The sequence below is a fragment of the Nitratireductor sp. WH36-1 genome (assembly GCF_058725515.1).
In genome coordinates this window covers 3769106-3793071 of the sequence record NZ_CM178970.1, presented here as the reverse complement: position 1 = coordinate 3793071, position 23966 = coordinate 3769106, and the positions used below count along the sequence as shown (strand labels likewise).

Below are 23966 nucleotides of genomic sequence, written 5' to 3'. Positions count from 1 at the left end.
AGCGTTGGCAGAAATGATCGGCCATTAAGGCCAGTACGGGCGCGGGAGATCAAGTCGCATGCTCAATTTCTGCACACTGATTGCCCCTCTCGATCTGGATTCTGAACACTCTCGGCCCGGACAATCCGCTCTCCTTTGAAGAAGGTGGCCACAGAAATGGCGCACCGACTTTACTGGGAGAAAAGCATGAAAGCCCAAGTGCTTCACAAATACGACGACGCCCTGACAGCACCTTCCTGGGTTAGCTATGAGGATGTGCCGGATCCTGTCCTTTCGAAGGGTTCGGACGTGATCGTCAGGATCGGCGGCGCCGGTGTGTGCCGCACCGATCTGCACGTTATCGAAGGCGTCTGGCGTCCGCATATGGACCCAACCGGCACGGAGCTGCTGCCGCTGATCCTCGGTCACGAGAACGCCGGCTGGATCGAAGAAGTGGGTCCGGAGGTGGAGGGGCTGAAAAAGGGTGATCCCGTCATTGTTCATCCAAAGATCTCGAACGGCACCTGCCTGGCCTGCCGTCGCGGTCAGGACATGCACGGAGACGGTCCCTTTCCCGGGCTCGACAGCAATGGTGGCTATGCGGAAGCGCTGGTAACCTCCGCACGCAACATCGTGGCGTTGCCCAAGACGCTCGCCCCCAAGGATGTTGCGCCTTACTCGGATGCGGGTCTGACCGCTTATCGCGCGGCAAAGAAGGCAACGCGCCACCTGTTGCCGGGCGAACACTGCGTGGTCATCGGCGCAGGCGGTCTGGGCCACATCGCCATTCAGGTTCTTCGGGCGATGTGCGCTGCCGAAATCACCGTGGTGGACACGTCCGATGCCTCGCTCCGGCTGGCGCAGGAGTGTGGCGCCGACCACCTGATCAAGGCGGATGGCGGTGAGGTGGATGCGGTTCTGTCACTGACCAAGGGACACGGGGCCGAGGCCGTTCTGGACTTCGTGGGCGAGAAAGGCACCACGGCCAAAGGCATTGCGATGACGCGCAATGCCGGCAGCTACTACGTGGTTGGCTACGGGGAAGACGTTCAGGTTCCCACCGTCGATCTGGTGATCACCGAAAAGAACATCATCGGCAATCTGGTCGGTACCTGGGCGGAGCTGACCGAGCTCATGGAGCTGGCGCATCGCGGGCTGGTTCAGCTCGAAACCCACGAGTTCAAACTCGAAGACGCCAATGCCGCGCTTCAGAGTCTTCATCACGGCAAGATCAAGGGCCGCGCCGTGCTGATCCCGTAACAGCTCATTCATTTCTGGGAGGAAAACATGAAGAAGCAACTTCTCGGGTCGTTATCGGCCATTGCAATTGCCGCCACCGGCATGGCGGGCGCGCCGGTGGCGCAAGCGCAGGACTACAGCAAGTTTGGAATCGAAAAGGATCTTCCGGGCACCTGCAATTACGCGGCCATTGATGCCAAGGACTATTCAGGGCGCACGCTGAACGTCATCACACACGCCATCCCGGTGATCGGCGAGCCAACGGCCCTTCATGCCGAGCAGTTTGCGGAGTTGACGGGCGCTGAAGTCAATGTGGTGCATGTCCCCTTCGGTGACCTGTTCCAGCGGATCATGATCCCGTTCCAGAGTGGGCAGAATGCTTATGACGTTCTGTTCTATGGCTCGCTCTGGATCGGCGATTTCAACCGGTTCCTTGAGCCGATCCCGGCTGCATATCTGGAGTCCACGGGGATGTCGGATGTGACCGACAGCTTCAAGGGTGTGGCGACCTGGAACCGGCAGATGATCCAGTACCCGATGGACGGCGACCGGCACTATCTCAAGTTCCGTACTGACGTCTTTGAGAATGACGAACTGAAGGCCAGGTTCCAGGAGGCGACGGGCCGGGAACTCACTGTTCCGGCAACGTGGGAAGAGTACAACGAGGTCGCAATCTTCTTTTCCGGGTTTGACTGGGATGGCGATGGCGAGCCGAATTTTGGCTCCGCAGAGGTGGCCAAACGCGATGATCTGATGTTCTCGGCATTCATCAGTCGCGCCGCGCCCTACGCCAAGCACCCGGATGTGAAGGGTGGCTTCTTTTTCGACCTCGAGACCATGGAGCCTTTGATCAATACGCCCGGCTTCGTTCGCGGTCTTGAGCTTTTCGTGGAAGCGCAAAAAGCCTTCCCGCCAGGAGGAACCAATTTCGGTCTTGGCGACGAGATCTTCTCGTTTGGCGGTGGTCAGACGCTGATGAGTTATTCCTGGGACGACGCCTTCGTACAGGCTCAGCAGGAAGACAGCCGTATCCGCAACAAGGTTGGCGCCGCGCCGCTTCCCGGTGCGAACGAGGTCTGGAACCGCGATACCGGCCAGTGGGACAGTTTCGAGGAGCCCAGCCGGGCGCCCTACATGACCTGGGGCTGGTCCTCGGCGGTGTCGGCACTGTCGGAGGAGAAAGAGATGGCGTTCGACTATCTCTGCTTCTTCTCCAACGAGGCCAACACATTCCACGACCTTCAGATCGGGCGTTTCGGCGTTAATCCCTACCGCACGAGCCATTTCGACAGTGGCTTCTGGCAGGGGCTCGGCTGGGAGGAAGATGTGGCCGACAGCTACGTAAAGACGCTCTCTGAAATGGAGCTGAGCAGCAACCGCGTCTATGACCTGCGGGTGCCGGGTGTCGGCCAGTTCATGTCCTCGATGGCCAACGGCGTTGCCGAGGCCCTGGCCGGTCAGAAGACGGCCCAGGAGGCTCTCGATGCAGTCGCCGAGGAGTGGAGCGCAATCGTTGATCGCATTGGCGAAGATCGCCTGCGCGAAGCCTATGCCAACGTTGTGCGCCTCGAAGACAACGAAGACTGATCGCCATCACATGAGGGGCGGGCGCAGCTCGCCCCTCTTTTCCAGAATGCCGGTGTGTCCAGATGCTCAAGTCCAAGCATTTCTTCCTGTTGCCCGCGCTCTTGACGCTCGTGGCAATCATCATCTTTCCGCTGATCTTCACGGTCCGCGTCAGCTTCTCAAGCTGGGACGTGTATCAGGCCGGGCTCGACTATATCGGCGGGCGGAATTACCTGCGCGTTTTCGAAGATGCGCGGTTCTGGGAAAGCCTGCTGCGGCTCTCGGCGATGAGCCTTATCACCGTCACGCTGCAATACGCTCTGGGCTTCGCGCTGGCGCTTGCCGTGTGGAAACAGCTGAAGGGCGGACGCATCTTTCGCGTTCTCTTTCTCGTGCCGATGATGACAACGCCGGTGGTCATGTCGGTCATCTGGCGCACCATGCTTCATGAGAGCCTCGGCCCCGTGAACGATATCCTCTCGGTGTTCGGCTTTGGGCCTGTGCCGTGGCTGTCGAGTGCGGCGGGCGCATTTATCAGCGTTATCATTGTCGAGGTGTGGCAATGGACGCCGTTCATGTTCCTGCTCATGCTGGCCGGGCTCGTGTCGCTGCCGCGTGAGCCCTATCTGGCGGCGGCCATCGATGGCGCGGGGCCCTGGCGCACCTTCTGGCAGGTCACCTTTCCGTTGATGGCTCCAATCTCAATCGGCGCGATCATCATCCGCCTGATCGAAGCGTCCAAGATCATGGACACGGTCTATGTGCTGACGTCAGGCGGGCCGGGCACGGCGACCGAGACCCCGTCATATTACATCTACATCCGGGGCCTGCGCGATTTTCAGGTCGGTTATTCCGCAGCGCTCTCGCTGACATACCTCGTCCTCATGATCATCACGCTGACGATCATCGCCAAGCTTCTGATGCGCTCCCTGGTCGGAAAGGACGCATGATATGAGTCGGACCTATCACACCATCAAATATCTCTGCCTGGTCGCCTGGTCGATCTTCGTGGTCTTCCCGTTCCTGTGGGCGCTGAGCACGTCGTTCAAGGACGCCAACGCCGTCACCAGCGGCGCTCGCTACATCCCATGGCTTGAGTTCGAACCTTCGGCGCAGGGCTGGGCCTCGCTGTTTGCCTCCGGCAGCAGGGGCATCAACATCGTCACACCCTTCATCAACTCCGCTACCGTCACCCTGACGGCCAGCATCATCAGCCTCGCACTGGGCACGCTCGCCGCATACGGGCTCAGCCGATATCAATTCCGCGCGGGCTTCGTGAAGAACGCTGACATCACGTTCTTCTTCATCTCCCAGCGCATCATGCCGCCGATCGTTCTGGCCATCCCGTTCTTTCTGATGCTGAAGGAGATTGGCGCGCTCGACACCATTGTCGGCCTGGTCATTGTCTACATCGCGCTTCTCTTGCCGATCGCTGTCTGGGTGATGATCGATTTCTTTGGCTCAATCCCCAGAGAACTCGACGAAATGGCCATGATTGATGGCTGCACACCGGTTGGCGCGTTCTTTCGCGTCATTTTGCCCAATTCCATGGCGGGGCTGGTGGTGGCCGGCATGTTCTGTCTGATTTTCGGATGGAACGACTTCTTCTTCGCTTTCACCCTGACCTTCACCAAGACCCAGCTTCTGCCCGTAGCGATCGTTTCGTTGAACTCATCCGTGACCCCGTGGTGGTCGCTGTCGGCCTTCGCGCTGATTTCGGTAACGCCGCTGGCGCTGGTTGCCATTGTGGTGGAGCGCTTCATGTCCCGCGGATCTCTTGCAGGAGCCTTTCGGTAGTCAAGACCATGCTGACACTTCACAAGCTGACAACAGCCGATCCCAGATTGCCGCTTGCCGGGCTCAACGCCACGTTCCGGCCGGGGAAAATCTATACGGTTCTCGGGCGCACCGGGGCTGGCAAGACGGAGCTTTTGCGCGCGCTGATCGGGCTCGACCCGATCTGCGAGGGGGCGATTGAACTGGATGGACGGGACCTTGCCCGCACGCCCGTCCGGTCGCGCCAGATGGCGATGGTGTACCAGCAGTTCATCAACTATCCGCATCTGAATGTTCTGGGCAATGTGGTCTTCCCGCTGCGTCGACAGAAGGTGGACCGGGCCTCTGCCGAAACCCGTGCGCGAAAGGCGCTCGGCCTTGTCGGTCTGGAGGGGTTTGAGGAGCGCATGCCCGCCGAGCTCTCGGGCGGGCAGCAGCAGCGAGTTGCGCTGGCGCGCGCCATTGTCCGTCAGGCACGCATCCTGCTGATGGACGAACCTCTCGCCAATCTCGACTACAAGCTGCGGGAGCAGCTGCGTGAAGAATTTCCTCGGCTCCTTCATGCGAATGCGGAAGGGATCATCATCTACACGACAACCGAGTCCGGCGAGGCGATGCAACTCGGCGACGAGCTGATCGTGATGCATGAGGGCAGGATCGTTGCGCAGGGTGACCCCGGTGAATTGTTCGAAAAGCCGCCGAGCGTCGATGTTGCGCAGGTAATCAGTGATCCGCCGATTTCCATCTGCGCGGGGTATATTTCAGGCAATGCGCTTTGTTTTCACGAGGGTTCGCCTGCCGGTGAAACGGGTCGCAGGCTCGGCGAAGACCGTCCCGTGCGCATAGGCATCCGGCCTGACGCCATAACCGTTGGCGGGGACATCCCCGCACGCGTCAAGCTTGCCGAATTTTCAGGCTCGGACACGATCGTGCATCTGCATCTGCCCTTCGGCGAAGCCGTGATGCTCGTTGATGGCATTCACGAGTATCACAGCGGCGATGCGTTCGGCGTGTCCCTTGATGCGCGCACCCTGCTCCTCTTTTCCGAGGCCGGTGAAATCTTGATCGAAGGTGAAGAGTGATGGCGGAGATCGTTCTAAAGGGACTGGGGCATTCCTATCAGGCTGAGGCAATATCGGACGCGGACTACGCATTGAAGCCCGTCAATTTGACATGGGAAGACGGCAAGACCTATGCGCTTCTCGGGCCGTCCGGTTGCGGCAAGACGACGATGCTCAACATCATCTCCGGCCTTTTATCGCCGTCCGACGGCCAGCTCCTGTTCGACGGCAAGGATATGACGCGGGCCAGCACGGCTGAACGCAACATTGCGCAGGTCTTCCAGTTCCCGGTCATCTACACGACGAAAAGCGTTCGGCAGAACCTGGCCTTTCCACTGGAATGTCGAAACTGGGACGCTGCGAGGATCGCGAAACGCGTCTCCCATATCGCCGAGCTTCTCGATCTGACGGACATTTTGGGCGAACCGGCCAGGCGTCTGAGCGCCGATCAGAAACAGCTTATCTCGCTTGGCCGCGGCCTTGTGCGGGACGATGTCAGCGCTGTCCTTCTCGACGAGCCCCTGACCGTCATTGATCCGCAGATGAAGTTCGGTCTGCGCAGAAAGCTGCGCGAGATCAACCGGGCCACCGGCATTACGATGATCCTTGTCACGCATGATCAAAGCGAAGCCATGTCCTTTGCCGACGAGGTGGTTGTGATGAAGGATGGCAGGGTGCAGCAATCGGGCCCGCCGGAACAGCTGTTCACAAGGCCACAGAATGAGTTTGTCGGTTATTTCATTGGCTCTCCGCCACTCAACCTGCTCACGGCTGAAACGAGCAATGGCGCGCTTCATTGTCCGGCGCTCGGCCTGTCGGTCACAATGCGAGGCCGGGGGCAGGGCAGCGGGCAGGATGACGGCGCGAAATTCGGTGTGCGCCCTGAACATGTTCACCTTGTCGAAGGCCGGCCTGAATTGCCCCGCGCCAGGGTCGAAAGGGTCGAGAATCTCGGGATCGAGCGCATCTTCACGCTTCGCACCCGCACCAATGAAACGTTGAAGGTGAAGTCACGCTGGCATCACAGCCTGAGGCCGGGGGCGGAGACAGGATTGTCGGTGAATGACGCTGATCTGCTGGTGTTCAGCGACGGTCAGCTCGTTTGCCGGTGAGTTTATCCGTGAGGAAGCCAGCTGCGCCCAAATCACCGCACCACGCTCTCAAAAGCCTGTTTGCCGGTTCCGTGTTCTGGCTGTGACCGGCTAGCTCAGCTGCGGATGCCAGGCTCTCAAAGGGGCACGTTTCGTTCGGCACACAGGTTGCCTGTGAACTCAATGACCTGATCCGGCAGCGTTCGGAAAACTCGCGCCAAACGGCACTCGCCGCTCCAGATTTGCGTGGTGCCGATAAAGCCACTTCTCTCGCCTTCGACGCTGAAGCCGCCCCAGAAAACATCAGGCTGCAATTGCTTGAGGTCGTAAAACGGGTCAGAAAGAAGGTGCAGGCCCGTTTGGAGGCGGGCTCTGCACTCTCACATCAAACCACCGGATCCCGTTCAATGTTTCCCCTGCGATGTGCATCAATCAGCTTACCGTCGGGCGAGAGATGATCCGCACCGTTCTCGTTAGCATTCTTCTTTTCTCCGGTTACGTGCTTTTATTGGCGCTCGTCGCGCACGCCGGAACCATCTGGGCGGGATGGCACCCTCGCGGCGTGAGTTACGGCATCACGATGCAGTATGCCTTCCTGTTCGTCTGCATTCAGGGCGCTCTGACCATTGTATTCCTGAGACGGCTGACATTGCGCAACGCGCTCAGCCTGACTGCGGTCATCGGTGCAGCCATCGTCTTCTTCATGTTCCCGGGCATGAACCGGGGCGCGTTGCCCTTCCTTGCCATGACGCTGTCAGCCACGGCGCTCTGTGCCCTGTATCTGATCCGCAGTGCCCGCGTGAGAAGACTCCGCTGATAAAAATGGCACTGGCGTGGGACGGTCTTCGAAATCTCAACTCAAATCCGAGATGCGCATGAGCGAAGCTCACCTTCACGCAACGAAGGGGCTGCTTTGGGAAGGCTTCTTCAGAAATTTCTCCAAGATTTAATGTCTCTGGGACATCATGAATATAGCAACAACACGTCACGCCCAGCCAGGCGCATCAATCACTCAGGATGCGCACCCAGTCCTTCCATCGACGATCCATGCCTTCTCTTATCGATTTATCCGGAAACGTATTGCGCCCATCACGTCGGTAGTCGGAGGCGCTCATCCCATAGCGCTGTTTGAAACGCCTGGAGAAAGCAGAATCGTTTGAGAAACCGAGCTCCTTGCAAATCTCTTTCATCTGCTTGTGATCATGGGTTGGGTCCGCCAGGATCATTCTGACTCGCCGAAGGCGCTGATCGCGAATGAACTTCGCAACCCCTCCCAGTTCTTCGAACAGTTTGTACAGTGTTGATCGCGACATTCCCAAGGACTGGACAATGAACTCGGGAGAAAGCAATGGATTGCTCAGATTTTGAATGACGAACCGCCTGACCACCACTGCCTTGGCAACCCGAATTGCGCTGTTCTCTCCAGGTGTCTCATCCGGCGCATTAAGGCATGCTGCAACCAGGGCGAGCGATGCAGGGTTTAGAGAAACGGCCTGACTCAACGTAAAACTGGCTGACAATTCATGCATGAGCAGAAGATGATTCCTCAGCATGAGGGCAGCTGGCTCGTTCATGGTGATGTGACGCAGGTGCTGGTCGTCGGGTTTGTTCAGCAGTGGGGCGAGATCGGCCCTCAGCACAATCAGGGTCAGTGTTGTCATATCCGATGTCGCAATGCTCATGGACTGGGCGTTGTCGAATATGATCAGATCGCCTGCGTTTACCTCTCGCTGGACGTTGCGGTGGGTGTAGCGCATGGACCCATACTGGTAGAGCTGGATCATGTAATGATCCATTCCGTCGCGACCGATGATCTCGTCGCTTCGCTTCCAGTGTTGCGTCACTGAAGATGTTTGCACCAGCATGTGGCCGCCATGCATGAATGCCGAAAGTGACGCGTAAAACGACCCGTTGTTACGCGTCTGCTTGTCCGCCTCCACCTCAAAAACGGTCGATATGCTCTCGCGCCAGGCAGCGAATTTTTCAGCGTCCGGGAGTCCGTTTACGTCGAATTTGGAATGCGGCAGCCGCGTATCAATCGAAACCATGTCCAGCCGGATTATCTATCTCATGATAGTGTTTCAGTCTCCAGTAGCGTCGAAGAAAACCAATTTTCGGACGAAACGCAAACCATTATGGATAATCTGCAATCGCCCCCCTGTTGAGTGTCGCAGCTTGTGCCAATAGCCATATAGGTCAGTCAGGGAGGTCGGAATGATCGAGAAGTTTTTGTTCGGATTGGCGCTTTGTGCCGGAATTTCCGGATGCACCACGGCCAGGGAGGCTACCCAGCAAACAGCCGTGAGGTGGGTGGGAAGCAGCAGCGACCAGTTCTTCGCGATCCACGGCGCCCCGTACAGCAGCTTTGAGCGCGATGACGGCGGCAAGATATATAGATGGCGTGGTGGAGAAACATCCATACGTCGCTCACTTGACAGTTCGGTTGGGACGCAACCCGGCAATGGGTTCGGGAAATCTTACTCACGCTCAAGCAAAAAGGTTTCACGGCCCGATGCAAACACGACCAGAACAAGAACACGTTCGAGCAGTGCGTCATTCAACATCAATGTCGCCGGTATCCTCAATGCGCAGAAGCCTGCCTACCGCGATGAGCGCCTTTATTGCGAGTTGTCCATTTCAACAGACACGAACGGCGTCATCACCTCGCTGCAGAGGCTTGCGGATACGGGTGGCGCGTTCAGTCTCTCGCGCTGTGATGAAGTCTTGAGCCGGTGAAGGTGCAAACCTGAGCGAAAAAAACCTTCGCCCCGTGAGGTTTTCCAGACCTTCAATCCTCCATCATTTATTCGCTTATGCTCCTGTGGAGTGCATTCCTCCCAACAGTTGAATGTCCGAGAAAACAAATTGTCCGTTGCCACAGAAATCGACAAAAGCCGTCAGCGTGGAGATCGCTTTAAGGTTTTTGGGGCCTTTCGCTTCGGTGTGTTCGGGGGAGCTTATGCGGCTGGCGGGTGTGCCCGATAACACTATGATCTATTGCGGTCATGAATATCTGCTTCCAATGCCCGCCTCGGGAAAATGAAGGGAGATTTTTGAGATGAGCCGGAGCACGGTCACCTCGGCAGCTGACATCATTTCGGCACTCGGCATGCAGCCTCATCCCGAAGGCGGCCACTATGTCGAAACATTCCGCGATCGTGAAATCAATGGCCGGGCCGCGCAGACCGCGATCTATTATCTGCTGCAGAAGGGTGAGAGATCCCATTGGCATCGCGTCACCGATGCATCTGAGATCTGGCTCTTTCATGCCGGCGCTCCGTTGAAGCTCGGTATTGCGGAACCGGGGGAGCCGGCCGTCGAATTTCTGCTCGGTCCCCATATCGCTGCTGGGGAACGTCCCCAATGCGTGGTGCCGGCCGGATGTTGGCAATCGGCCGAGAGCACGGGCGCGTTCACGCTGGTCAGTTGCACGGTCGCTCCCGGGTTCGAGTTCACCTCGTTCGAGATGGCCCCGCCGGACTGGTCTCCGCCAATTACCTGACTGCGATCATCGGCACTGGCATCGTCTTCTTCATGTTCCCGGGCGTGAACCGGGGCGCGGTGCCCTTCCTTGCCATGACGCTGTCAGCCACGGCGCTCTGTGCCCTGTATCTGATCTGCAGTGCGCGCGTCAGACGACTGCGTTGACGAAGCGCCCAGACCTTGGGACCTCTCCGCCCCAAAACCGGCAACAACCGCACCAACCACTCACAAACCCGCTTGACGTCAGGCCGCGGGGCGCGGATTTATGCGCACCCAACGGTTGCCCTCCGTCAGCGTTTAAGCCATTTCGCGTTGGGCGCTCATGTCACCCCGTTGCACGGCCATGGGAAGGTTATCCGCTGGGAGCAGAGAGCCGGTGTCGGATGCGGTGCGGCGGTTTTTCCGGAGAGACGGATCGGCGCGGGGAACGGCGGAAAGCAGGCGCTTGGTGTAGGCGTGCTGCGGGTTTGAAAGCACGTCGTCGGTCAGCCCCGTCTCGACGATCTCGCCAGCGAACATGACAGCAACACGATGGCTCACACGCTCCACCACTGCAATGTCGTGGCTGATGAAGAGAAAGGCGAGGCCGTCGCTTCTCTGCAGGTCGAGCATCAGGTCGGTCACCTGCCGGGCGATGGAGACGTCGAGCGCCGACACGGCCTCGTCGGCGACGATCAGTCTTGGCTTGACCGACAGGGCGCGGGCAATGCACAGGCGCTGGCGCTGGCCGCCGGAAAACTGGTGCGGGAAGCGGTCGACTGCATCGGCTTCCAGCCCGACCCTCTCCACAAGGCTGACAGCCATGTCACGGCAGTCCGATGGCCGAACCATGCCGTGAATGCGGGCCGGCTCGGTGATCAGCTCATGAACCGGAAGGCGCGGGTTGAGGCTGGCATAGGGGTCCTGAAAGACCATCTGGGCATCCCGGCGGGCGGCGCGCAGGCCCTGCCGGTCGAGCTGCATCATGTCATGGCCGGCAATTCTGACTGTCCCCTCAACGGGCTCCACCAGACGCAGGATCGAACGGGCGAGGGTCGACTTGCCACAACCGGATTCGCCCACCAGCCCAAGGGTTTCGCCAGCGCGCAGGGTGAGGGACGCATTGTTGACGGCGGTGAACGCCTTTCCGCTCCGCCCAAGAATGCTGCGTTTGCCGGCAAAGCGGGTGGTGAGGCCGTTCACTTCGAGGATGGTGTTGCGAACGCCCTGAAGCCGGGGCGCGCCAGCGCCGAGCCTCGGTGTGGCTTCCATGAGCTGGCGTGAATAGGCAGCCTGCGGCCGGGCGAACAGGTCTTCGACCCCGGCCTCCTCTTCCTTCACGCCGTGACGCATGACGACGACGCGGTCGGCCACCTCGGCCACCACGCCCATGTCGTGCGTGATGAACAGGACAGCCATGCCGATCTCTTCCTGCAACTGACGGATCAGCGAAAGGATCTCCGCCTGCGTGGTGACATCGAGCGCGGTGGTCGGTTCGTCTGCGATCAGGAGGCGTGGTCGGCAGGCAAGCGCCATGGCGATCATCACGCGCTGGCGCAGGCCGCCGGACAATTCGTGGGGATACTGTTTGAGGCGGCGCGCGGGTTCGGGAATGCGCACTTTGTCGAGCGCTTCGGTGGCTGCCTGAGTGGCCGCCAGGCGCGACATTTTGTTGTGCCGGATAAACACCTCGCAGATCTGCTCACCGATGGTCAGAACCGGATTGAGCGAGGTCATGGGTTCCTGAAAGACCATCGAGACCTGCCGGCCCCGCAGCGCACGCATGGCATTGTCTGAAAGGGCTGCGATGTCTGTGGGCTCGTCGCCCATCAGCCGTATCGCGCCGGAGGTGATGCGCCCGCCCTCCCGTTCGATCAGGCGCATGATGGAAAGGGCGGTCGCCGACTTTCCAGAGCCTGACTCTCCCACCAGGGCAACCGTTTCGCGCGCTGCTACGCTGAAGGAAAGATCCTTCACGGCAGCGTGGTTGCCGAAGGCGACGTGGAGGTTTTCGACCGAGAGGACGGGCGTGCTCATGCCGGCTCTCCGCGCTTGCGTGCGACGACGTCCGGGAGTTCGTGGAACGGCGGCACCGGCGGTGTCCAGCGTGTGGCGGTCGCGGTGAAAGCGTGATCGATGGGGTCCTTGCCCTCCACGCGCCAGCGCACGCTGGTGCCGTCCAGCTCGAGCATTCCCATGGCGCCGGCCGGGTCGCCCTGCGTGGTGAAGCTCTCGGTCAGCGACTGCTGGGTGAGGTGGGTGATGCCGTCAACGCGGGTGATGGTGTTCCAGTGGACATGGCCGGCGACGCAGACAACGGGAACGCGCGCCTGAGCGAGCGCTGCGCGGGCGCGGGCCGCCTGCGGGTAGGTGGAGACGCCCGGATTGGACTCGAAATAGTAATTGCCGATCTGCGAATGGCCGGAGACGGGCACATGGCTCAGCACCAGCAGTGGGCGGTCGGCGTTCTGAACGGTGCGCGAGAGCCACAGGATGTCGGGCTCGCCAAGCTGGAAGCCGCTCACATCCGGCCCGCGACGGATGAAGGTGTCGGCGCGCCAGAGGGCGATGCGCCAGTCGCCGATGTCGAGCGTCTGGTGGCCCAGCGCCTGACCGAGAATGTCCTCGTTGTCGGCAACTTCCAGATGGTCGCGGTCATGGTTGCCGTTGATGTGGCAGACCGGGGCTTCGACGGCCTTGAAGGCCTCGGCCACCTCGCGTTCCAGAACGAGGTCCGTGTCGCGGTCCTGATCGGATATGCGGTCGCCCAGATCGATCACGAGATCGGGACGGGCATCATTGGTGAAGCGGGCGAAGTCGTCCATCAGCTCCAGCGCGGTGTCGCCGCGCTTGGTCAGGGACGGCTTGCCGTGGTGAATGTCGGCGACGAGGCAGATACGGGTCGACATGGTTGGTTCCTCGAATTGTGAAGGAGGGCCCGCGCCGGTCTGGCGGCGCGGGCCGGAACGTCAGTTGCTGGCGAAGTCGATCGCGCCGGCGCGGAAGTCGAGCACGTAGGGGATGTTGCCGGGCTGCGGAGCCCAGTTCACGTCCTGACGCATCGCCCAGGATTCGTAGGGGCGGTAGAGCGGCAGCACGGGCGGATTGGCCTTGATACGGTCCATCAGCTCGGCATAGGCCGCCTTGCGCGTTTCCACGTCGTCGGAGAAGCGGAACCGCTCCCAGATCTCCGCATAGTCTTCATCGGTGTTGAAGCGGCCTTCGGATTCGGAAGGCCCATTGGGAGCCCACATGACGCCGAAGGAGCCGAACGGGTCGGAAAAGTACATCGGGTTCGACCAGTTGCGGGCCATCATCTCCGGCGCGTTGCCGGTCCATTTGTCGCCCACCTGCACCTTGCCGTTGATGCCGACTTCGGCCCACATTTCCATGATCGCCTGCGCGGCGAGAAGGCCATTGGTGTAGTAGGTCGGAGCGGTGTCGAAGGTGATCTCGAAGCCGTCATAGCCAGCTTCCTCAAGCAGCGCCTTTGCTTTCTCCGGGTCGTATTCGAAGGTCTTCAGCTCCGGCATGTAGAGCGGGCCGAACTCTTCCATCGTGTGCGAGGAAGGAACGACCGCCTTGCCGAGCCAGAGCGCTTCGTTGAGCATGTCGCGGTCGATGGCGAGGCTCATGGCCTGGCGGATGCGCGGGTCCTCAAGCCTGGGATGATTCATGTTCATGATCATCACGTGGAAGAGGGCGGTCGGCGCGCCGACGGTCTTCAGCGCCGGGTCGCTTTCGATCAGCGCAAGCTGGTCGGGAGCGACATTGGTGATGATGTCAGCTTCGCCGGTCTTGAGCGCGGTCATGCGCGAGGCGGTTTCGGGCATGCGCTTGACGGTGACGCGATCAAGCGGCGCGCTGTCGCCCCAGAAATCGGCGAAACGCTCATAGACCAATTCTTCGCCGGGCGAGAAGGTGGCGATCCTGTAGGGACCGGTGCCGACCGGTTTTAGGGAAAACGCCTCGAAGTCGTCATTCTCGGCAACGGCCGGATCGCCGGTGAGCCCCTTGGTGTAATCCTCGGGAATGATCATGACCTGCTGGAGGTTCAGGAGCGTCTCCCACAGGGGCTCTTCACGCTTGGCGTGGATGCGGATCGTGTGGTCGTCGATCTTCTCGGCTTTCGCGAAATTGCTGAGCCGGTCACGCGAGCGCACCTGATAGGGCGGGAAGGTCGCCTGATACATGCGGTTCAGCGAGAACACGACATCGTCGGCCGTCATGTCTTCGCCATTGTGGAACTTGACGCCTTCGCGCAGCTTAAGCTCCATCACGGTCGGTTCGATCAGTGTCCACTCGGTGGCGAGGGCGGGCTTCCACACGGTCTCACCGTCAACAACGGTCTTGGCGATCAGCGTGTCGAAGGCGTTGTGGTAGAACTGCGAGCCGACATTGGAGTGGTCGCGGCCGGGGTCGAGATAGGGGGCGACATTGGCCGCACCGACGGTGAGTTCGACCGCGAAGGCGGGCGCTGCGAACAGCGCCGCGATGGCGGTGGTTGCGAGAAGTCGTTTCATGTCTGGCTCCAGGATTTGGGTGGCTGGTTGACTGTTCGGGCCTTGCCGGCCTCTTTTCAGGGCGACTAGCGGGCGCGCAGGCGGACATCCGCCCGGTCACGCAGCCAGTCGCCAAGGATTTGCACCGCGAAGGTGACAAGCAGGATCATCAGGGCCGGAACGACGACGATCCACGGAGCGGTCGGCATGTAATCGCGGCCGATGCCGACCATCGCACCGAGCGTGGCGGTTGGCGGCTGAACGCCGAGCCCGAGGAAGGAAAGCGTCGATTCCAGCAGGACGATGTTGGAAAAGGACAGGGTGAACTGCACCACGAGCGGAGAGACCACGTTTGGCAATATGTGCCGGAAGGCGATCCGCGCGTCGGTGGCGCCCGCCGAACGGGCGGCTTCGATGAAGGGCATCTGCGTGAGCTTGCGCACCTCGCCGCGCACAATGCGCGCCGACTGTTCCCAGCCGTGGATGCCGAGCACCAGAACCATGATCTGAAGGCTCGAGCCGAAGACGGACAGAAGCAGAAGGGCGATCAGGGTGAAGGGAATGGCGATCTGCGTGTCCACCAGCCCCATGACGAGATCCTCGAACACACCGCCGATCAGGCCCGCAAGAACACCGAGAACGGCACCGATCACCAGGCCGATGGTCGATCCGAGCAGCGCGAGCGTCAGCGTCAGGCGCAGGCCATAGAGCGAGCGGGAGAGAACGTCGCGGCCGAGCTCGTCCGTGCCGAGCAGGTAGCCGTCCCTGTAGCGCTCGAAGCCGATGGGCGGGCGCAGTCGTGCGATCAGGCTCTGATGCTCAGGCGCAAAGGGCGCGAGCAGGGGGGCCAGAATTGCAGCGGCCACGAGGAGGATGGCCAGAACCATCGCCATGCGCTGGATGGCGTCCGCATCCTGCCAGAGCGCAACGAGACCTTCGAGGCGGTTGCGTGCGGGAGAGGAGGGGGAGGCGGTGATGTCGGCCATCGATCAGGCCTTTCCAAGACGGATGCGCGGGTCGGCATAGGCGTAGGCGATGTCGACGGCGGCATTGATGAAGAGGACGGCGATGGAGACGGCGATGACGCCGAATTGCAGAACCGGGTAGTCGCGCATGATGGCCGAACGGACCAAAAGGTCTCCAATGCCGGGCCAGGCGAAGATCGCTTCAACGACCACGCTGCCAGCAGCGGCGAGCCCGGCGATCTGAAGCCCCACCACCGAGAGGATGGTGATCGAGGCGTTGCGCAGGCCGTGTTTGAAGATGACGTCGGATTCCGAGAGGCCCTTGGCGCGGGCTGTGCGCATGTAATCCTGGCCGAGCACATCAAGCATCGCGTTGCGGGTGAAGCGCGTCAGTCCGGCGATCAGAACGCCCGACATGGTGATGGTCGGCATGATGAAGTGCCAGAAGCTCCCATTGCCCACCACCGGAAGCCAGTTCAGCCAGTAGGCGAACACGAGGATCATGAAGGTGGCGAGCACGAAGTTGGGAACGGCGTAGCCAAGAAAGGCGAGCATCATCACCGCGCTGCCGATCCAGGATTTGCGATAGACCGCACCGAGAATGCCCAGCGGAAGCGCGACGGCCAGTGTGAGCGCGACGCTGCTCAAAAGCAGTTGCAGGGATGGCCAGACGCGTTCGGCGACGATCTCCGCCACCGGCCGCCGCTCCACGAAGGAGAGGCCGAACTGCCCGTCGAAGAAGGAGGTGAGGAAGGCGTGGTACTGCGACCAGACCGGTTGGTCGAGGCCGTAATAGCTGATCAGCAGAGCGCGGTCTTCCTGGGTGATGCCTTCGCCGATGACGAAGTCGATGGGGCTGCCGGACAGGCGTGTGGCGAAGAAAACGAGCGTCACGATGGCGAAGAACGTCACCGCAAGCTTGATGATCGTTCGGGCGAGGTAGGTCAGCATGATGCTCTCCCGTTTTCGGTGGCGGGTTTGCGGATGGACGCGGTTGCCGCAGGCTTTGGTGCGGGCTGCTCTATGCGCAGGAACACCATCCCGGCGGCCTGTGCCGCCAGACCATCGGTGTCCGGGTTGTCGCCAATGAAGACAGCGTGGCCGGCGTCGACCCCGGCGTCATCCAGAACGATGTCCAGCAGTTCGGCCGAGGGTTTGCCGAGCGAGCGGAAGGCGATGCCCGGGCAGCAGGTCCGCAGCGCTGCCAGAAGCGCGCCGGTTTCCGGCACCGGCTCTCCGTCGGGGCCGGGGTGTGTTCTGTCGAGATTTGTCACATGCAGCGCCGCGCCGGCATCGACCTGCCGGGCAAGCCGGGTCAGGCATCCAAGATCAAACCGCGTCTGGCGCGCCAGAACGGTCACCTGCGGTGCATCCGTATCGAGGGTGAGGCCGAGCGCGACAGCCAGTTCGGCGAGCGGCGCATCGGCATAGACCGCGACCCGTGCGCCGGGGGCGCTGCGGGCGAGCCTGCGCAGGGTCTGTTCGCCGGCGAGAACGATGTGGCGGGCATCAATGTCGAAGCCGAGGCCGGCGAGCCGCTTCGCCAGTGTCTCTGCCGTGTCGGAAGAATTGTTGGAGACGATCCACAGACGGTCGCGATTGCGGCGCACGAACTCCCGTGCGCCTTCATAGACGTGCGCGCCGCTGATCAGGCAGCCGTCGAGATCGCACAGGATGGCTTCGTAGTGGTCGAGCGGCTGCTGCGAGAGGCTGGCCATGGAAGAGACCGGGTGCATGAAACGGCAGTATCCTTCTGAGCCGGCTTCACGCGGCAGGGCGCGCCGGTGGTGACCGGAGTCGCCCGGGTCCTGACCCTGGTGCTGCCTGGCGATGAAGCTGGTTGCAGTTCTGTTCTGCCGTCACCCTGCGCGGGCTCTGTGACACTGCTGTAACAAACCGAGGATATTCCTTGGTCCGGGCAAAGAAACTCCTTGGGTGTTGAAACATGCCGATAACGCTCTCGCGCATTCGCGCGATCAACGCCGTGGCGCATGGCGGCTCCTACGCAGCCGCCGGCCGGCAGCTTGGCATCTCGCAGCCGGCTGTCTCGCAGCATGTGCGCGATGTGGAAGCGGAATACGGGGTGCGGCTGTTTCTGCGCCGGAACGGCGTGCTGCATCCGACGCCCGTCTGCGAGCAGTTATGCGACATCGCCGAGCGGATGAGCGAGGAGGAGCGCGAGGCCGAACGCATCCTTACCCGCCACACGACCCTGCTCGATGGCCGCCTCTCCGTGGGGCTTGGAAACTCGATGCCCGGCATGGCCGTCATCGCCCTTTTCCGCAAGCGGCATCCCAGCGTATCGGTGGCGGTGGAAACGGGATCGTTTGAGAAGATCGTCAAGGCGGTGCTGGCGCGCGAGGTGGATGTGGGCGTGCTGCCGGATGTTCCGGTCGATGGCCGGTTCCGGACCGAGCTTCTGGTGCGGCAGGATGTGGTTGCGGTGGTTCATGCCGACAACCCGCTGGCGCGTGTGCGCACCTTCACCTGCGCCGCGCTGATGGATGCGCCGTTGATCTTCCGCACGCGCGGGTCTTCCACCCAGCGTGTGGTCGACCGCGCCTTTCGCAACGCCGGTTTCGAACCATCGCCGCTGCTGCTGCTCGACACGCGCGACGCCGCCTATGAGGCGGTGGCCAACGATCTGGGTGTCGGGTTCATGTGGCGGCACGGCACGGGCCGTACGGATGCCGTGCGGCGCATACCCGTGCATGAGATGAGCCGCATGTATGATGAGGTGGCTTTCACGCTCGCCGATGAACGCGCGGTGATCGTCGATGCCTTCATGGCCGCTGTGCGGGCTTTCAGAGAGCAGCCGCAGGCCTGAACTTCCTCATCACGAGGGCGGAGAGCCGCGATAATGGAGACATTCCAGCTTACCCAGTCCTATCAGGAACGGATTGCGGCGCGATTGACCGAGGAAGAAACCCGGCAGCTCAGCACGTTGCTCAGAAAGATGCTGAGCCTGAATGTTTGATTTCGAAATGGGGTGGCGACTTCGCTGACGAAGCGTCCAGACCTTGGGACCTGCTCGCCCCAAAATCAGCAACAACCGCACCGCCCTCTCACAAACCCGCTTGACGCCGGGCCGCGGGTCGCGGATTAATGCGCGCTGCGCGGGTATGATGTAATGGTAGCCTGTCAGCTTCCCAAGCTGAACGCGCGGGTTCGATTCCCGCTACCCGCTCCAGTCCCGCTCAGCCGGTATTTCCTTTTTCGCAGCGCGCAAGCTTGCGCCCGCGCCAGCGGGTGCGTATCTCTTTGCGGTCAAGATCAAGGAGCATTCCGGTGTCGGCACTGACCAGATTTCTGGGCGACAGCCCGCTGCGCGTCATCATCAAACTGCTGATCGTGTCGCTCATCGTCGGCTTCGTCATGAGCGCCTTCAACTGGTCGCCGTTCGATATCTTCTATGCGCTGCGCGACACGGTCGTGCATCTGTGGAACATGGGCTTTGATGCGCTCGGCCGCTTTGCAAGCTACATCCTGCTGGGTGCAGCCATCGTCGTGCCGGCGTTCCTGGTCCTGCGTCTTCTCAGCTATCGCCGCTAGGCCGGCGGGAATGAACGTTTCCACGCCGACGCGGGCCGCGCGCCCGTTCGAGGTCACCAACCGGCTGGTCCTGTCGATCGCCGTGCCGATGACGCTCGCCTATCTGACCACGCCGCTGCTCGGCATCACCGACACGGCCGTCATCGGGCAATATGGCGACGCCGCCCTTCTGGGCGGGCTGGCGGCGGGCGCCATCGTCTTCGACGTGGTGTTCACCACGTTCAACTTCTTGCGTTCGGGAACCACCGGTCTGGTCGCGCAGGCGTTCGGCCGCGACGATGTGCTGGAAGAGCAGGCGGTGTTGTGGCGCGCTCTGGCGATTGCGCTCGCCTGCGGGCTTCTGGTGGTCGCGCTCGGGCCTCTGGTCAATGCCGCAGGCGTCCGGTTCATGAACCCCGATCCGCGTGTTGCCGAGGCCATGCATGCCTATGTGGCGATCCGCATTCTTGGCGCGCCCCTGTCGCTGATCAACTATGCCATCCTTGGCTATGTGCTGGGACGCGGGGAAGGGGGGCTCGGCCTTGGCCTTCAGGTGATCCTCAACGGCGCAAACATCGCGTTATCGGTCTTCCTCGGTCTTTCGCTGGGCTGGGGCATCGAGGGCGTGGCCTGGGGCACGGTGGGCGGCGAGGCGCTGGGGGCGCTGGCGGGCTTTGGTCTTCTGGCATGGCGGTTCAGAAACGGCCCGCGTGTTTCATTGGCGCGGGTGTTCGATTTCCCGGAAATCATGCGCATGGTGGCGATGAACCGCGACATCATGATCCGCTCCTTCTCGCTTCTGGCAGCCTTTGCGCTGTTCACGCGGCAGGGCGCGCAGTTCGGCACGGTCACGCTGGCGGCCAATGCGGTGCTGATGAATTTCTTCCTGATCGCCGGCTATTTTCTCGATGGCATGGCGACTGCGGCCGAGCAGCTTGCCGGGCGGGCGGTGGGCGCGCGCTATCGGCCGGCGTTCCGGCAGGCCGTGTGGCTCACCATCGTCTGGGGCTTTGGTCTCGCACTGGCGCTGGCCGGTGTTTTCATGCTGTTTGGCGACGATCTCGTCGCTTTCATTGCGAAAGCCGAGGATGTGCGCGAGATCGCCAGCGTGTTCCTGCCATGGGCGGCGCTGATTGCGGTCTCCGGCGTGCTGGCATTTCAGATGGATGGGGTGTTCATCGGCGCGACCTGGTCGCGCGACATGCGCAACATGATGCTGCTGTCGCTCGCCGTCTATCTCGTTTGCCTGTTCTTCCTGACGCGCGCTTTCGGCAATTACGGCCTCTGGGCGACGCTGCACATCTTCCTGATCGTGCGCGGCATCAGTCTGGCAGCCATCCTGCCAGCGCGCGCACGGCAGACCTTCGGGAGTTAAAGCAGTTCCGGGAAAAGCGGGAACCGGTTTTCCTTCCGGAACTGCGAAAAACAATGCGTCGGGGCGTTCTCGCGGTTCAGCGAAAATGCCGTAGCGTCTTTTGCCGTCAGGTTTGCGGGCGCGCGTCAGTTCAGGGCGCGCGCGGCCCACTCATCCACCCGCGTATCGCGGATCTGGCGCAGCGAGGCGAGGTTCTCGCGCTGGGCGTAGGCGCTCATCTCTTCGAGGACCTTTCCGGGCAGGCAGGTGCCGCCGAAGATCATGCCGCTATACATCTGCACAAGGTCGGCACCGGCGCGGATCTTCTCAAGCGCAGTTTCGGCCGAGTCCACCCCGCCAACGCCGATCAGCGGCATGGCCGGGCCCACCAGAAGGCGCATGCGCGCAAGCACGATGGTCGAACGCTCAAACAGCGGCTGGCCCGAAAGGCCACCCTTCTCATGCGCAAGCCGGCTGGTTGCGCCGGTTCTGGAGAGCGTGGTGTTGCTGACGATCAGGCCGTCAATGCGCTTGTCCAGCACCTCGGCGGCGATGTCGGACATTGCCTCTTCCGTCAGATCGGGTGCGATCTTGAGGAAAAGCGGCACCGGCGAGCGGCGGCGCTTGGCCACCTCGTCGCGTGTCGCCAGAACGCGGGCCAGAAGCTCGGAGAGGTTTTCCCGGTCCTGCAACGCGCGCAGGCCGGCGGTGTTGGGCGAGGAGATGTTGACGGTGAGATAGGAGGCGATGTCGCCAAAGGCGCGCACGCCCGTCTCATAGTCGGCGATGCGGTCTTCGCTGTCCCTGTTGGCGCCGATGTTGACGCCAACGATGCCGCCACGCCCGGCGCGCTCTTTGATGCGCTCGCGCACGGCGACGAGGCCGTCATTGTTGAAACCGAGCCGGTTGATCAGCGCGGCGTCCTCTTCAAGCCGGAAGAGGCGGGGCTTCGGATTGCCGGCCTGCGGCTTCGGAGTCACGGTGCCGCATTCGACAAAGCCGAAACCAAGGCGCAGCAGACCGTCCGCAGCCTCGGCGTTCTTGTCAAAGCCAGCCGCCATGCCAAGCGGATTGGGAAACACCATGCCGCCGACAATCGTCTTGAGGCGTTTGCTGATCTGCGGAGGACGGGCGAGGGGCATGCCGCTCTTCAGGGCCATGATTGCAAGGTTGTGAGCGCGCTCGGAATCCATCCGGAAGAGGGCCTGGCGCGCAATCTTGTCGAGCAGGGACTTCATTTGGCAAGCTCTGGAAAGACGTGGGCTCCATCCGCGCCAAGCGGCAGCGGGCGAACCCAGGAAACCGCATCAAGCGAAAGCGGAGCATAGAGATGCGGGAAAAGCGCCCCGCCGCGTGACACTTCAAATTTCAGGGCGTCGCCCAGCGCGTCGGCGTCGACGGCAACGAGAAGCAAGTCGTCCTGACCGGCGAAATGTTTGGCCGCCGTTTCCGCAGCCTGCCCGGCGGTCGAGAAGTGAATATACCCATCGGCAAGGTCGACAGGTGCGCCATGAAACACCCCCGCCTCTTCGGCTTCCTGCCAGAGCGTGCGGGGTGCGATTTTATAGATCATGTCAGCCATGCCTGCGGCTATACTTGTAATGCGGGTTCAGCGAAAGGGTCGAAAAGGTGTTTTCGGGGGATTGCGCCCGATCCCATTTATGGCGCATTCCTTGCTCATGATCCCATCACCAATTGCATGAAAGCGGAGCGGACCAATGCGCAAGACCATTGCGGCCACCGGGGCGCTGATCGTCCTGTCCATGACATCGGGCGCCATGGCGCAGGATGCCGAGCGGTTCCGGCTGGAGCGCACGGAAGAAGGCTATGTGCAGATGGACACCCGCACCGGCTCCATGTCGATCTGCCGCGAACGTTCCGGCCAGCTGGTCTGCTCTCCGGCCGCCGACGAGCGCACGGCCTATGAGGAAGACATCACGGCTCTGCAGGACCGGCTCGATGCGCTGGAAGAGCGCCTTGCCGCGCTTGAAAATGCAAATCCGCAGGCCGCTTCCGAATTGCCGTCGGAAGAGGAATTCGAGCAGACGCTCGGGCTCATGGAACGCTTTTTCCGTCGCTTCATGGGCATCGTGAAGGACTTCGAGGAAGAAGAAACCACGACCACGCCGAACACACCGGCGCCTGATCGCACCTGATCGCATCTGAGCAGGGGCTGCAAACGCCCCTGACCGTGTTTCAGACCGCGGCTGCGCGCATGAGGCGCAGCATCATCGAGAATATGAAGAAGCCGCAGCCGACCTTGAGGCTCAAGGCGGCGAAACGCAGATAGATGTCCTTCAATATCGAAATGAACACCCTGGCTCCCGACCGCCCCGCCGGTCGGGCGTCGGGGCTGAGATAGAGCCAGGTCTCGGTTTTCCGGGGGTTCTGCCGCGCGGTTGCGTAGGCCTTCAGGATCAGAATTTCCGACATGATCAGGGTCATCAGCGCGCCGGCGCTGAAGGCAACGACCAGATCAAACGAAAAGCTGAGCATCACCAGACCAATGGCGAGCGCACCGAACATGACCGCTCGTCCGATGCAGAATGTCGCTACCCTGTGGATTTTCTCCATGATCAGCCTGCGGGGTTGTCACCCCTTTACCAGTCTGTGGCATAGGTTATGGGCAGACAAGTAAAACTTCTGCGAGTTCCGGCCCCGTGGCGGCAGCCCTTTGCCACCGTCGAGCTTGAAAATGCGGCTATTCCCCGCATAATCGCGGTGGAGGAGCCGTAGCGGAAGAACACGACAATAATGCTGCGGGCGCGGGAGGGATATTTGGTATCTGGCTATAGATTTCTGGTCGCCGACGACCATCCTCTGTTCAGGGGAGCGCTGAAAGGCGCACTTTCTGGATTGGACAGTGCATGCGAGATACTGGAAGCGGGCGATTTCGAGGGGGCGAAGGCGCTTGTCGATGACAGCGTCGATCTGGTCCTTCTCGACCTCACCATGCCGGGCGTAAGTGGTCTTTCCGGGCTGATTGCGCTGCGCGGCATGAACCCCGCCCTGCCCATTGTCGTCGTTTCCGCGCATGACAGCCCCGAGACCATCCGGCGCGCTCTGGAACTTGGCGCATCGGGTTTCATCTCCAAATCCTCTGGCATGGACGAGATCCGCACGGCGGTTCAGGCCGTGCTCAATGGCGATATCTACACGCCGGCGGACATCGATCTCGGTGCCGAGGGCGATCCGGAGGTCGCCGATCTCATCCAGCGCCTCCAGACGCTCACACCCCAGCAGACGCGGGTTTTGAGCATGCTGGCCGAAGGGCTTCTGAACAAGCAGATCGCCTATGAGCTGAACGTCTCCGAAGCGACGATCAAGGCGCATGTCTCGGCGGTTCTGCAGAAGCTGGATGTCGACAGCCGCACGCAGGCGGTGATCCGCCTTTCGAAGATCGGCGCAGACACGATCGCAACCGAGGACTGAGGCATTGC

24 protein-coding genes and 1 tRNA gene are annotated in these 23966 nt (G+C 61.4%); 15 read left to right on the top strand and 10 right to left on the bottom strand.

Annotated features, from left to right (window positions below; genetic code table 11):
• The first annotated feature begins 186 nt into the window (after nucleotides 1-186).
• The 7 genes from AC4PTT_RS18085 (at nucleotide 187) to AC4PTT_RS18055 (ending at nucleotide 7529) form a co-directional block, all read left to right on the top strand.
• Complete coding sequence (locus tag AC4PTT_RS18085) at nucleotides 187-1239, top strand: NAD(P)-dependent alcohol dehydrogenase (protein ID WP_299940556.1); 1053 nt, start codon at nucleotides 187-189, stop codon at nucleotides 1237-1239.
• A gap of 27 nt (nucleotides 1240-1266) precedes the next feature.
• The gene (locus AC4PTT_RS18080) at nucleotides 1267-2805 is read left to right on the top strand and encodes an ABC transporter substrate-binding protein (RefSeq protein WP_299940558.1); all 1539 of its coding nucleotides are present in this window, start codon (nucleotides 1267-1269) and stop codon (nucleotides 2803-2805) included.
• Between the two features lie 62 nt (nucleotides 2806-2867).
• Complete coding sequence (locus AC4PTT_RS18075) at nucleotides 2868-3734, top strand: carbohydrate ABC transporter permease (RefSeq protein WP_299940559.1); 867 nt, start codon at nucleotides 2868-2870, stop codon at nucleotides 3732-3734.
• Nucleotide 3735: 1 nt separating this feature from the next.
• The gene (locus AC4PTT_RS18070; RefSeq protein ID WP_492161804.1) at nucleotides 3736-4581 is read left to right on the top strand and encodes a carbohydrate ABC transporter permease; all 846 of its coding nucleotides are present in this window, start codon (nucleotides 3736-3738) and stop codon (nucleotides 4579-4581) included.
• Nucleotides 4582-4589: 8 nt separating this feature from the next.
• Entirely contained in the window at nucleotides 4590-5642 is a 1053-nt protein-coding gene (locus AC4PTT_RS18065; protein WP_299940563.1) for an ABC transporter ATP-binding protein, read from the top strand.
• Complete coding sequence (locus AC4PTT_RS18060; RefSeq protein ID WP_492161803.1) at nucleotides 5642-6733, top strand: ABC transporter ATP-binding protein; 1092 nt, start codon at nucleotides 5642-5644, stop codon at nucleotides 6731-6733. The genes AC4PTT_RS18065 and AC4PTT_RS18060 overlap by 1 nt, the downstream gene beginning before the upstream one ends.
• A gap of 433 nt (nucleotides 6734-7166) precedes the next feature.
• Complete coding sequence (locus AC4PTT_RS18055) at nucleotides 7167-7529, top strand: hypothetical protein (RefSeq protein ID WP_492161802.1); 363 nt, start codon at nucleotides 7167-7169, stop codon at nucleotides 7527-7529.
• A 187-nt stretch (nucleotides 7530-7716) separates the two neighbouring features.
• Here the strand turns inward: AC4PTT_RS18055 and AC4PTT_RS18050 are convergent, their stop codons facing one another.
• A complete protein-coding gene (locus AC4PTT_RS18050) occupies nucleotides 7717-8760 on the bottom strand; it encodes a helix-turn-helix domain-containing protein (protein WP_492161801.1) in 1044 nt (347 codons plus the stop codon).
• 166 nt (nucleotides 8761-8926) lie between these two features.
• Here AC4PTT_RS18050 and AC4PTT_RS18045 point away from each other — a divergent pair, with 166 nt between their 5' ends.
• Together AC4PTT_RS18045 and AC4PTT_RS18040 are read left to right on the top strand one after the other, a co-directional pair.
• Entirely contained in the window at nucleotides 8927-9448 is a 522-nt protein-coding gene (locus AC4PTT_RS18045; RefSeq protein WP_297561123.1) for a hypothetical protein, read from the top strand.
• A gap of 322 nt (nucleotides 9449-9770) precedes the next feature.
• Nucleotides 9771-10214 (top strand): cupin domain-containing protein, encoded by a 444-nt coding sequence (locus tag AC4PTT_RS18040; RefSeq protein WP_492161800.1) that lies wholly within the window; start codon nucleotides 9771-9773, stop codon nucleotides 10212-10214.
• Nucleotides 10215-10492: 278 nt separating this feature from the next.
• Here AC4PTT_RS18040 and AC4PTT_RS18035 read toward each other — a convergent pair whose 3' ends face one another.
• The 6 genes from AC4PTT_RS18035 to AC4PTT_RS18010 all read right to left on the bottom strand — a co-directional run bounded on the left by AC4PTT_RS18035 (nucleotide 10493) and on the right by AC4PTT_RS18010 (nucleotide 17377).
• On the bottom strand, nucleotides 10493-12211 hold the full coding sequence (locus AC4PTT_RS18035; protein WP_492161799.1) for an ABC transporter ATP-binding protein: 1719 nt from the start codon (nucleotides 12209-12211) through the stop codon (nucleotides 10493-10495).
• Complete coding sequence (locus tag AC4PTT_RS18030) at nucleotides 12208-13083, bottom strand: metallophosphoesterase family protein (RefSeq protein ID WP_206544521.1); 876 nt, start codon at nucleotides 13081-13083, stop codon at nucleotides 12208-12210. The genes AC4PTT_RS18035 and AC4PTT_RS18030 overlap by 4 nt, the downstream gene beginning before the upstream one ends.
• 60 nt (nucleotides 13084-13143) lie before the next feature.
• Nucleotides 13144-14697: an ABC transporter substrate-binding protein gene (locus AC4PTT_RS18025; RefSeq protein ID WP_113154033.1), complete on the bottom strand. Its 1554-nt coding sequence runs from the start codon at nucleotides 14695-14697 to the stop codon at nucleotides 13144-13146.
• Between the two features lie 65 nt (nucleotides 14698-14762).
• On the bottom strand, nucleotides 14763-15662 hold the full coding sequence (locus AC4PTT_RS18020; RefSeq protein WP_492161798.1) for an ABC transporter permease: 900 nt from the start codon (nucleotides 15660-15662) through the stop codon (nucleotides 14763-14765).
• Between the two features lie 3 nt (nucleotides 15663-15665).
• Nucleotides 15666-16592: an ABC transporter permease gene (locus AC4PTT_RS18015; protein WP_492161797.1), complete on the bottom strand. Its 927-nt coding sequence runs from the start codon at nucleotides 16590-16592 to the stop codon at nucleotides 15666-15668.
• Nucleotides 16586-17377 carry an HAD-IIA family hydrolase gene (locus tag AC4PTT_RS18010; protein ID WP_492161796.1) on the bottom strand — a complete coding sequence of 264 codons (792 nt, stop codon included), beginning with the start codon at nucleotides 17375-17377 and terminating at the stop codon, nucleotides 16586-16588. Before AC4PTT_RS18010 ends, AC4PTT_RS18015 begins: the two co-directional genes overlap by 7 nt.
• A 209-nt stretch (nucleotides 17378-17586) precedes the next feature.
• Here AC4PTT_RS18010 and AC4PTT_RS18005 point away from each other — a divergent pair, with 209 nt between their 5' ends.
• The 4 genes from AC4PTT_RS18005 to AC4PTT_RS17990 all read left to right on the top strand — a co-directional run bounded on the left by AC4PTT_RS18005 (nucleotide 17587) and on the right by AC4PTT_RS17990 (nucleotide 20547).
• Nucleotides 17587-18468: a LysR substrate-binding domain-containing protein gene (locus AC4PTT_RS18005; protein ID WP_113154037.1), complete on the top strand. Its 882-nt coding sequence runs from the start codon at nucleotides 17587-17589 to the stop codon at nucleotides 18466-18468.
• 289 nt (nucleotides 18469-18757) lie between these two features.
• Nucleotides 18758-18831 (top strand) — tRNA-Gly (locus AC4PTT_RS18000).
• 98 nt (nucleotides 18832-18929) lie between these two features.
• Nucleotides 18930-19193, top strand: coding sequence for a DUF6460 domain-containing protein (locus AC4PTT_RS17995; protein WP_492161795.1), 264 nt, complete (start codon nucleotides 18930-18932; stop codon nucleotides 19191-19193).
• Nucleotides 19194-19203: 10 nt separating this feature from the next.
• Nucleotides 19204-20547 carry an MATE family efflux transporter gene (locus AC4PTT_RS17990; RefSeq protein WP_492161794.1) on the top strand — a complete coding sequence of 448 codons (1344 nt, stop codon included), beginning with the start codon at nucleotides 19204-19206 and terminating at the stop codon, nucleotides 20545-20547.
• 125 nt (nucleotides 20548-20672) lie between these two features.
• Here the strand turns inward: AC4PTT_RS17990 and AC4PTT_RS17985 are convergent, their stop codons facing one another.
• On the bottom strand, nucleotides 20673-21764 hold the full coding sequence (locus AC4PTT_RS17985; protein ID WP_492161793.1) for a quinone-dependent dihydroorotate dehydrogenase: 1092 nt from the start codon (nucleotides 21762-21764) through the stop codon (nucleotides 20673-20675).
• Entirely contained in the window at nucleotides 21761-22108 is a 348-nt protein-coding gene (locus AC4PTT_RS17980) for a DUF952 domain-containing protein (protein WP_113154070.1), read from the bottom strand. Before AC4PTT_RS17980 ends, AC4PTT_RS17985 begins: the two co-directional genes overlap by 4 nt.
• A 136-nt stretch (nucleotides 22109-22244) precedes the next feature.
• Here AC4PTT_RS17980 and AC4PTT_RS17975 point away from each other — a divergent pair, with 136 nt between their 5' ends.
• Entirely contained in the window at nucleotides 22245-22682 is a 438-nt protein-coding gene (locus tag AC4PTT_RS17975; protein WP_492161792.1) for a hypothetical protein, read from the top strand.
• A gap of 40 nt (nucleotides 22683-22722) precedes the next feature.
• Here AC4PTT_RS17975 and AC4PTT_RS17970 read toward each other — a convergent pair whose 3' ends face one another.
• The gene (locus AC4PTT_RS17970) at nucleotides 22723-23052 is read right to left on the bottom strand and encodes a hypothetical protein (protein ID WP_283801611.1); all 330 of its coding nucleotides are present in this window, start codon (nucleotides 23050-23052) and stop codon (nucleotides 22723-22725) included.
• Nucleotides 23053-23280: 228 nt separating this feature from the next.
• Here AC4PTT_RS17970 and AC4PTT_RS17965 point away from each other — a divergent pair, with 228 nt between their 5' ends.
• Entirely contained in the window at nucleotides 23281-23958 is a 678-nt protein-coding gene (locus AC4PTT_RS17965) for a response regulator transcription factor (RefSeq protein WP_222473776.1), read from the top strand.
• The last annotated feature ends 8 nt before the right edge of the window (nucleotides 23959-23966 follow it).

Excerpts from the sequence above, each read along its gene's own strand:
- AC4PTT_RS18050 (WP_492161801.1), bottom strand. The coding sequence starts at position 8,760 with ATGGTTTCGATTGATACGCGGCTGCCGCATTCCAAATTCGACGTAAAC.
- AC4PTT_RS17980 (WP_113154070.1), bottom strand. The coding sequence starts at position 22,108 with ATGGCTGACATGATCTATAAAATCGCACCCCGCACGCTCTGGCAGGAA.
- AC4PTT_RS18080 (WP_299940558.1), top strand. The coding sequence starts at position 1,267 with ATGAAGAAGCAACTTCTCGGGTCGTTATCGGCCATTGCAATTGCCGCC.
- AC4PTT_RS17990 (WP_492161794.1), top strand. The coding sequence starts at position 19,204 with ATGAACGTTTCCACGCCGACGCGGGCCGCGCGCCCGTTCGAGGTCACC.
- AC4PTT_RS18065 (WP_299940563.1), top strand. The coding sequence starts at position 4,590 with ATGCTGACACTTCACAAGCTGACAACAGCCGATCCCAGATTGCCGCTT.
- AC4PTT_RS18015 (WP_492161797.1), bottom strand. The coding sequence starts at position 16,592 with ATGCTGACCTACCTCGCCCGAACGATCATCAAGCTTGCGGTGACGTTC.
- AC4PTT_RS17985 (WP_492161793.1), bottom strand. The coding sequence starts at position 21,764 with ATGAAGTCCCTGCTCGACAAGATTGCGCGCCAGGCCCTCTTCCGGATG.
- AC4PTT_RS18045 (WP_297561123.1), top strand. The coding sequence starts at position 8,927 with ATGATCGAGAAGTTTTTGTTCGGATTGGCGCTTTGTGCCGGAATTTCC.
- AC4PTT_RS18085 (WP_299940556.1), top strand. The coding sequence starts at position 187 with ATGAAAGCCCAAGTGCTTCACAAATACGACGACGCCCTGACAGCACCT.
- AC4PTT_RS18055 (WP_492161802.1), top strand. The coding sequence starts at position 7,167 with ATGATCCGCACCGTTCTCGTTAGCATTCTTCTTTTCTCCGGTTACGTG.
- AC4PTT_RS18030 (WP_206544521.1), bottom strand. The coding sequence starts at position 13,083 with ATGTCGACCCGTATCTGCCTCGTCGCCGACATTCACCACGGCAAGCCG.
- AC4PTT_RS18075 (WP_299940559.1), top strand. The coding sequence starts at position 2,868 with ATGCTCAAGTCCAAGCATTTCTTCCTGTTGCCCGCGCTCTTGACGCTC.
- AC4PTT_RS18010 (WP_492161796.1), bottom strand. The coding sequence starts at position 17,377 with ATGCACCCGGTCTCTTCCATGGCCAGCCTCTCGCAGCAGCCGCTCGAC.
- AC4PTT_RS18070 (WP_492161804.1), top strand. The coding sequence starts at position 3,736 with ATGAGTCGGACCTATCACACCATCAAATATCTCTGCCTGGTCGCCTGG.
- AC4PTT_RS18040 (WP_492161800.1), top strand. The coding sequence starts at position 9,771 with ATGAGCCGGAGCACGGTCACCTCGGCAGCTGACATCATTTCGGCACTC.
- AC4PTT_RS18005 (WP_113154037.1), top strand. The coding sequence starts at position 17,587 with ATGCCGATAACGCTCTCGCGCATTCGCGCGATCAACGCCGTGGCGCAT.
- AC4PTT_RS17970 (WP_283801611.1), bottom strand. The coding sequence starts at position 23,052 with ATGTTCGGTGCGCTCGCCATTGGTCTGGTGATGCTCAGCTTTTCGTTT.
- AC4PTT_RS17965 (WP_222473776.1), top strand. The coding sequence starts at position 23,281 with ATGCTGCGGGCGCGGGAGGGATATTTGGTATCTGGCTATAGATTTCTG.
- AC4PTT_RS18025 (WP_113154033.1), bottom strand. The coding sequence starts at position 14,697 with ATGAAACGACTTCTCGCAACCACCGCCATCGCGGCGCTGTTCGCAGCG.
- AC4PTT_RS18060 (WP_492161803.1), top strand. The coding sequence starts at position 5,642 with ATGGCGGAGATCGTTCTAAAGGGACTGGGGCATTCCTATCAGGCTGAG.
- AC4PTT_RS18020 (WP_492161798.1), bottom strand. The coding sequence starts at position 15,662 with ATGGCCGACATCACCGCCTCCCCCTCCTCTCCCGCACGCAACCGCCTC.
- AC4PTT_RS18035 (WP_492161799.1), bottom strand. The coding sequence starts at position 12,211 with ATGAGCACGCCCGTCCTCTCGGTCGAAAACCTCCACGTCGCCTTCGGC.
- AC4PTT_RS17975 (WP_492161792.1), top strand. The coding sequence starts at position 22,245 with ATGCGCAAGACCATTGCGGCCACCGGGGCGCTGATCGTCCTGTCCATG.